Source organism: Psychrobacter sp. GW64-MNA-CIBAN-0177, assembly GCF_040309585.1.
Classification (GTDB): Bacteria; Pseudomonadota; Gammaproteobacteria; order Pseudomonadales; family Moraxellaceae; genus Psychrobacter; species Psychrobacter okhotskensis.
In genome coordinates, this window is the sequence record NZ_JBEOOY010000522.1 from 1 (window position 1) to 245 (window position 245).

Here is a 245-nt window from a genome sequence, read left to right on the forward strand (position 1 = left end):
GAGTTGGTTTATTTTTTCTGAAGTAATGTTTTTTATGGCATTTTTTGGCGCACTTTTTTACGCCCGTATGCTTTCTGTGCCTTGGCTTGGTGGTGCCGATAACAATGCCATGACTAACGAAGTGCTTTGGCCTACATTTGAAGCTGTGTGGCCATTAATTACCACGCCAGGGGGCGACACTACCCAAGCTATGGGATGGCAAGGTCTACCGCTGATTAACACCTTAATTTTATTGACCTCATCAG

General features: G+C 44.5%; 1 protein-coding gene. It reads left to right on the forward strand.

Annotated elements, in window-relative coordinates:
- Positions 1-34 precede the first annotated feature (34 nt).
- The coding region (locus AAEY79_RS16080; RefSeq protein ID WP_352289704.1) for a hypothetical protein at positions 35-245 on the forward strand (211 nt) is incomplete at its 3' end.